The following is a 2,339-nucleotide window of genomic DNA, read 5'->3' on the forward strand; positions in this document are numbered from 1 at the left end:
GTGCAGACCTGATTCCGCTTCGGCAAATTCATTCGCCAACGCAGAGGTAATACTGTTGCCCGGCATATACAGCGATGCACTGTCGAGCTGATAGGTGTTACCGATGATAAAGGTCACCGCCATGGTCTCGCCAAGTGCGCGACCCAGACCCAACATCACGCCGCCGATCACGCCATTTTTGGTGAACGGGAGGACGATGCGCCAGATAACTTCCCAGGTGGTACAACCGATGCCGTAGGCTGACTCTTTCATCAGCACCGGCGTTTGTTCGAACACATCGCGCATAACCGCCGCAATGTAAGGAATAATCATAATGGCGAGGATCACGCCCGCAGCCAGAATCCCAATACCAAACGCCGGACCAGCAAACAACGCGCCAACAAACGGAATGTTGGAAAGGATGTTACCGACCGGTTCCTGGAAATAAGTCGCAAACAACGGAGCAAAGATAAACAGGCCCCACATGCCGTACACGATACTTGGAATTGCCGCCAGCAGCTCAATAGCGATACCCAGCGGGCGACGCAGCCAGCCGGGCGCAAGTTCAGTCAGGAACAAAGCAATGCCGAAACTCACCGGAACGGCAATCAGCAGTGCGATAAGCGAAGTAACCAGCGTACCGTAAATCGGGACTAATGCACCGTAGATATCATTTGGCGCATCCCATTCTTTAGTCCACAGGAAGGAGAAACCAAATTTCTGAATGCTTGGCCAGGAGGAGATAACCAGAGAGACAATGATGCCACCCAACATCAATAGCACAATCAGCGCAGCCAGTTTTACCAGCGCGCTGAATATCATGTCACCCTTTTTACCCGGTGGGTTAAAAGCAGGCTTTGTTGCAGCCATAAATCACTCTTTAAGTTAAACGCGTTTACTAAGTTGCCCATGCCGGATAGCGCTACGCTTATCCGGCCTACACCCAGGGCCTACGGTAGAAACCGTAGGGCGGATAAGCGTAGCGCCATCCGCCAATTCGTCAAAGATATTCTATTAGTACAGCGCTTTACCGCTGCTGTCTTTCACGTTGGTTTTCCATGCAGCACGAACCTGCTCAACCACGCTGTCCGGCAGGCTGGCATAATCCAGGTCATTAGCCTGTTTGCCGCCATTTTTGTACGCCCAGTCGAAGAACTTCAGCACTTCAGCGCCCTGCTCAGGTTTCTTCTGCTCTTTATGTACCAGGATGAAGGTGGTGGAAGTGATTGGCCACGCATCGTCACCTTTCTGGTTGGTTAGATCCTGAGCGAAGGTTTTGCTCCAGTCAGCGCCTTTCGCGGCGTTAGCAAAGTTCTCTTCGGTCGGGCTTACCGGTTTGCCATCAGCAGAGACCAGCCTGGTGTACGCCAGATTGTTCTGCTTAGCGTAAGCGTACTCAACGTAGCCGATTGAACCAGGCAGACGTTGGACGAATGCGGCGATACCGTCGTTACCTTTACCGCCCAGACCGGTCGGCCAGTTAACGGTAGAACCGGAACCAATTTTAGATTTCCACTCTTCGTTCACTTTTGCCAGGTAGCTGGTGAAGACGAAGGAAGTACCGGAACCGTCAGCACGACGCACAACGGCAATGTTCTGCGAAGGCAGTTTCAGACCTGGGTTCAGTTTGGTGATGGCTTCATCATCCCACTTCTTAATTTTACCCAGGTAGATGTCGCCCAGCGTTTTACCGTCAAGCACCAGCTCGCCGGATTTCAGGCCAGGGATATTCACCGCCAGCACCACACCGCCGATCACGGTCGGGAACTGGAACAAGCCTTCTTGATTGAGTTTTTCGTCAGACAGCGGCGCATCTGAGGCACCGAAATCAACGGTATTCGCAGTGATTTGTTTTACACCACCGGAGGAGCCGATACCCTGGTAGTTTACTTTGCTACCAGTCTCTTTCTGATAGGTATCTGCCCATTTGGCATACACTGGCGCAGGAAAAGTTGCACCTGCACCTGTCAGGCTCGCTGCGGCAAAGGCAGAGAACGCGCTCATGGATAAGGTCGCGGCGACAACAGTTGCGACAGTGGTACGCATAACTTTCATAATGTCTCCTGCACGGTTTTCGTAAATTGTTGTTTGAGTTGCTACTGTGAGCAAAATAGGACAAACAGGTGACAGTTAAATGTACGAAATATGACAGTTTTATGACAATAAAAAATAATGCGTCAGGAACAATTAAAAACAGTATAAAAACAGAAGGTTAATCGATTATGTGACAATCATATTTCGGCAAAATTTTCTTTTTATGACACTGAAAACAGTAGCTGAAGATGACGGTTTGTCACATAAAACAGGCGGGATAATTGATTAAAAACAGAACAAGCTAAAAAAAATGCCCCGCTTTAAGC

Annotated in this window: 2 protein-coding genes; both read right to left on the bottom strand. The window is 50.0% G+C overall.

What is annotated here, in order from left to right:
* Positions 1-849 (bottom strand): phosphate ABC transporter permease PstC (pstC, locus tag KQJ18_RS23425; RefSeq protein WP_216422880.1); only part of this gene is annotated, 849 nt, incomplete at its 3' end.
* A 144-nt stretch (positions 850-993) separates the two neighbouring features.
* On the bottom strand, positions 994-2,034 hold the full coding sequence (gene pstS, locus KQJ18_RS23430) for a phosphate ABC transporter substrate-binding protein PstS (RefSeq protein WP_038635764.1): 1,041 nt from the start codon (positions 2,032-2,034) through the stop codon (positions 994-996).
* Positions 2,035-2,339: the final 305 nt, after the last annotated feature.

It is taken from the genome of Citrobacter sp. S55_ASV_140, assembly GCF_018919505.1.
In the GTDB taxonomy this organism is placed as follows: Bacteria; Pseudomonadota; Gammaproteobacteria; order Enterobacterales; family Enterobacteriaceae; genus Citrobacter; species Citrobacter werkmanii.

Coding starts and splice junctions, on each gene's coding strand:
- pstS (WP_038635764.1), bottom strand. CDS start 2,034: ATGAAAGTTATGCGTACCACTGTCGCAACTGTTGTCGCCGCGACCTTA.